Source organism: Saccharopolyspora sp. NPDC002376 (assembly GCF_053593195.1).
This window is the reverse complement of sequence record NZ_JBSFBZ010000121.1, coordinates 1-4,991: the sequence shown is the minus strand read 5'-3', so window position 1 is coordinate 4,991 and position 4,991 is coordinate 1. Positions and strand designations below refer to the sequence as shown.

The window sequence follows — 4,991 nt, the reverse complement described above, 5'->3', positions numbered from 1 at the left end:
ACGTCAAGCACCTGTGGAACGTGGTGAACTGGGACGAGGTGTCCAAGCGCTTCGCCGACGCCCGCGCCGGCTACAACGGCCTGCGCCTGCCCACCCCCTGACATGCCCGGGCGAGTCGGGTGTCAGTTCTGCCCTAAAACTGACCGCCCCGACGCCACCGGAACCACAGTTTCAATTGAAACTGTAAATCCCAGGCACGGCGGATCACAGTTTCAATTGAAACTGTGATCCCCTGCCTTTACGGGAGAGGGCCGTCAGCCGGACCAGCGGTAGCGGCGTTCGGGGCGGCCGGTGCCGCCGTAGCGGAGGCGGACCTCGGCGCGGCCGGTGTCGGCGAAGTGCTCCAGGTACTTGCGGGCGCTGACCCGGGAGAGCTCGCTCGCCCCGGCGCACTCGGTCGCGGACAGGTCGCCGCCCGCCGCCGTCACCTCGCGCAAGACGCGCTCGACGATGTCCGCGGTTTCGTTGGCCAGACCCTTCGGCGGCGCTGCGCGGCGGGTGCGGGTGCCGAAGAGCCGGTCGACGTCCTGCTGCGCGGCGGGCGCGTCGCCGGGCAGCTCGCTGAGTTTGCTGTGCAGCGCCCGGAATCCCTCCAGCTGATCGCGCAGCGCCTCGAAGCTGAACGGTTTGATCAGGTAGTGCAGCGCGCCGCCGCGGATGGCGCCGCGCACGGTGTCCAGGTCGCGGGCCGCGGTGATCATGATGACGTCGGGGTCGGCGGTCGGGTGTGCGCGCAGCTGCCGCAGCACCGAGAGCCCGTCGAGGTCGGGCAGGTAGATGTCGAGCAGGACCAGGTCGGGGCGCAGCTCGTCGACCGCGTGGATCGCTTCGGCGCCGGTGTGCGCGGCCGCGACGACCTCGAATCCGGGCACCCGCGCCACGTACCCGCTGTGGACTTTGGCGACCATGAAGTCGTCGTCCACCACCAACACCTTGATCACGTCTGCGGTCCTTCCAGCGGCAGCCGCGCGGTGAACACCGCGCCGTGTGCGTTGTGCACCTGCACCGAGCCGCCGCGACGATGACAGATCTGCCTGGTCAAGGCCAGCCCCAATCCGCGATCGCCACCGCGCGCGGCCTTGGTGGTGAAGCCGTGCCGGAAGACCTCCTCGACGATCTCGGCGGCCACCCCGGGCCCCGAATCGCGCACTACAGCAACGACTTCGTCGCTTCCGCGCAGCTCGACCTCGATCCAGCGGTCGGCACCCGCGGAGCCCTCCAGCGCGTCCAGCGCGTTGTCGACCAGGTTGCCCAGCACCGTGACCAGGTCCGCGGACAGCCCTTCGTCGATCTCGGGCAGGTAGCTGCTCTCGTGCAGGCGCAGCCCGACGCCGCGTTCGGCGGCCAGGCTGGCCTTGGCGATCAGCAGCGCCGCGGTCGCCGGGTCGCTGATGCGCGCGGTGACCTCGGCGTGCCACTGCTCGTGGTGGTGGCTGATGCGCAGCACGTAGTGCTGCACCTCGTCGTACTCGCCGAGCTCGATAAGCCCGGAGATGGTGTGCAGCCGGTTGCTGAACTCGTGCGCCTGGGCGCGCAGCGTGTCGGTGGTGTCGCGGTGCACCGCGAGTTCCCGTTGCAGGTCGACGAGTTCGGTGCGGTCGCGCATGGTGACCACGGCGCCGACCGAGGAGATCGGCATCCGGTTGAGCACCACGACCTTCCCGCGCCGCAGCACGATCTGGTCCACCCCGTCGGTGCGGCCGGTGAGCACGTCGCGGGCGCGGTCGTTGAGGTCGAGCGAGTCGATGTCGCGGCCCACGCAGTCCTCGGGCAGCGACAGCAGCAGCCGGGCCTGGTCGTTGACCAGCGTGATCCGGTTCTGCTCGTCGACGCCCAGCACGCCTTCGCGCACGCCGTGCAGCAGCGCCTCGCGGTGCTCGACCAGCCGCGTGATCTCGCGCGGCTCCAGTCCGAGTGTCTGCCGCTTGACCCGCCGAGCCAGCAGGACCGATCCGGCCACCCCGAGCACGGTGGCGAAGGCCAGCAGCGCCATCGGGTTCTCGGGGGATTGGCGCAGTCCTTGCAGCACGTCGGGAGTGTTGCTGCCGGCCGCGACCACGCCGATGATGCGCGAGTCGTTGGAGATCACCGGCACGTGCGCCACCAGCGACTCGACGTTGTCCGTGCTGATCTCGCCGACCCAGGAGCGGCCGTCGAGCACGGTGCTGTCGCCGAGTGGCAGCGGTTTCCCGTGCTGAGCGGGATCGGGCGAGGTGAGCACGATTCCGCGGCGGTCAGCGATGATCACGTCGTCGGCGCCGGAGAGGCTGCGAGCGCTCTCGGCGAAGATCGCCAGCGCGTCGCTGTGGTGGAGGCTCTGCAGGCTGACCCGCACGCCGTCGGTGGCGGCCAGGTCTTCGGCGACGGAGAGCATCTTGCGGCCCTGGTTGGCGCGGAACGCGATGTCTGTCTGCGCCACGGAGAACACCGCGACCGAGGCGAGCAGCACGAAGATGATCAGCAACTGCCAGCTGAGCAGTTGCCGGGACAGCGACGCCTGCACCCGCAACACGATGTCCACCTCCACGATCGGTGCGGGAACGTTAACGCCTCCGCCACCTGCAACACCGCTGTTGCGCCAGGTTTCACAAGCGACACAACTACCGATAACTGCAAAAGCGGCCGCGCCCGGTGCGAACCGGGCAGCATGGCTGAGTCGCGTTCCAGCCGCCGCGAAAAGTGCTGTGCGGTGGTCAGACCCAGCGAATTCCGCTGGTGTCCGCGCGATTCCGCGGCGGTACGGCGCAGGCGGCGGAATCGCGCGAAGCGAAGGGCGCCCGTTCGCTCCGGGCACCCATCAGGCGGCCCGGTCGCACACCCCCCGGCGACCGGGCCACCGCAAAATCACCCTCGCTCGGAGCATCGAAATGGGTGCGTGCGCACTGGACGGATTAACCGGGACCAAGGCAGCCTGGGTGGGCCTGAGTAGAGCTGTTCAGACCGAACGTTCGAGAGGTTGTGCGCAATGACGATGCACCCGCTGGAACCGCTGAGCGCAGAGGAGATCCTGCGCAATCGCGACGTCCTGCAGCAGGCCGGTCTGCTGCGCGAGTCGACCCGATTTCCCCTGGTGCAGCTGGAAGAACCGACCAAGTCCGCAGTGCTCGAGCACCGCGAAGGCGACCCGGTGGACCGCCGGGCGCGATCGGTGCTGATCGACGTCAAGACCGGCGAGCTGGCCACCACCGTGGTCTCGCTGACCAGCGGCGAAGTGGTGGACAAGACGGCGGTCGACCCGGTCGAGCACGGCCAGCCGCCGGTGATGCTCGACGAGTACGAGCTGGTCGAGAACATCGTGCGCGCCGACGAGACCTGGCTGCGCGCGATCCGCGAGCGCGGCTTCGACGACGTGACGAAGGTGCGGGTGTGTCCACTGTCGGCGGGCTGGTTCGGCGTCGCGGAGGAGAGCGGCCGTCGGATGCTGCGCGCGCTGTCGTTCGTGCAGAACTCCCCGGACGAGCTGCCGTGGGCCCACCCGGTCGACGGGTTGGTCGCCTACGTCGACGTGATCGAGCAGCGGGTGCTGGAGGTCGTCGACGACCGGAATTTCCCGGTACCGGCCGAGAGCGGCGATTACACCGACGAGCAGCTGACCGGTCCGCTGCGCGACACGCTGCGCCCGATCGAGATCACCCAGCCCGAAGGGCCGAGCTTCGAGGTCGACGGCCACGAAGTGCGGTGGGAGAACTGGCGGTTCCGCATCGGCTTCGACCCGCGTGAAGGTTTGGTGCTGCACCAGCTGTCGTTCCGCGACGGCGACCGCGAACGGCCGGTGGTCTACCGGGCGTCGATCGGCGAGATGGTGGTCAACTACGGCGACCCGTCGCCGGTGCGGTTCTGGCAGAACTACTTCGACTCCGGCGAGTACTCGCTGGGCAAGCTCGCCAACGAACTGGCGCTCGGCTGCGACTGCCTCGGCGAGATCCGCTACTTCGACGCGGTGGTGGCACAGGAGGACGGCACGCCCCGCACGTTGCGCAACGCGGTGTGCATGCACGAGGAGGACTTCGGGGTGCTGTGGAAGCACACCGACGTGTTCACCGGATCGGCCGAGACCCGCAGGCAGCGGCGCCTGGTGGTGTCGTTCTTCGTCTCCGTCGGCAACTACGACTACGGCTTCTACTGGTACCTCTACCTGGACGGCACGATCCAGCTGGAGACCAAGGCGACCGGCATCGTGTTCACCTCGGCCTACCCGGAGGAAGGTTCGCGCTGGGCCAACGAACTCGCTCCCGGCCTCGGCGCCCCCTACCACCAGCACCTGTTCAGCGCCCGCCTGGACATGATGGTGGACGGAACCCGCAACGCGGTGGACGAGGTCGAAGCCCAGCGGATCCCGATCAGCGAGGACAACCCGCACGGCAACGCCTTCACCCGCAGCGTCACCAGACTGGCGAGCGAGAGCGAATCGGGCCGCGAAGCGAACCCGTCGACGGGCCGGGCCTGGCACGTGGTCAACACCGAGCGCACCAACCGCCTCGGCCAACCGGTCGGCTACGCCCTGCACCCGCAGGGATATCCGGTCCTGCTGGCCGACCCGCAGTCCTCGATCGCCGACCGCGCCACGTTCGCGACCAAGCACCTGTGGGTCACCCAGTACGCCCCGGACGAGCGCTACCCGGCGGGGGAGCTGGTGAACCAGAACCACGGAGGCGCGGGAATCCCGGCGTTCACGGCGGCGGACCGGAGCATCGACGGCGAGGACATCGTCCTCTGGCACACCTTCGGCCTGACCCACTTCCCCCGTCCCGAGGACTGGCCGATCATGCCGGTCGACGTCTGCGGCTTCACCCTCAAACCAGTCGCCTTCTTCGACCGAAACCCAACCCTCGACGTCCCACCCAACACCAGCACCAAATCCCACTGCTGCGAAAGCTGACCCGAGGGGTCGTGAGTGCGAAAGCCGGTTCCAGCCAGGCCTCCATCGACCAGATCCGGTTCTTCGCCGGTGCGGCGCGGGTGCTGGAAGGCACTGCCGCAGCGGAGTACGC

General features: G+C 68.8%; 3 protein-coding genes. 1 reads left to right on the top strand and 2 read right to left on the bottom strand.

The window, feature by feature from the left end; all coding sequences use genetic code 11:
• Positions 1-254: 254 nt before the first annotated feature.
• Positions 255-941: a response regulator gene (locus ACWCO2_RS36645; protein ID WP_450132398.1), complete on the bottom strand. Its 687-nt coding sequence runs from the start codon at positions 939-941 to the stop codon at positions 255-257.
• Positions 938-2,509 carry a sensor histidine kinase gene (locus tag ACWCO2_RS36640; RefSeq protein WP_450132399.1) on the bottom strand — a complete coding sequence of 524 codons (1,572 nt, stop codon included), beginning with the start codon at positions 2,507-2,509 and terminating at the stop codon, positions 938-940. The genes ACWCO2_RS36645 and ACWCO2_RS36640 overlap by 4 nt, the downstream gene beginning before the upstream one ends.
• Before the next feature lie 456 nt (positions 2,510-2,965).
• Between ACWCO2_RS36640 and ACWCO2_RS36635 the strand changes: the two genes are divergently transcribed.
• Complete coding sequence (locus ACWCO2_RS36635; protein ID WP_450132397.1) at positions 2,966-4,879, top strand: primary-amine oxidase; 1,914 nt, start codon at positions 2,966-2,968, stop codon at positions 4,877-4,879.
• Positions 4,880-4,991: the final 112 nt, after the last annotated feature.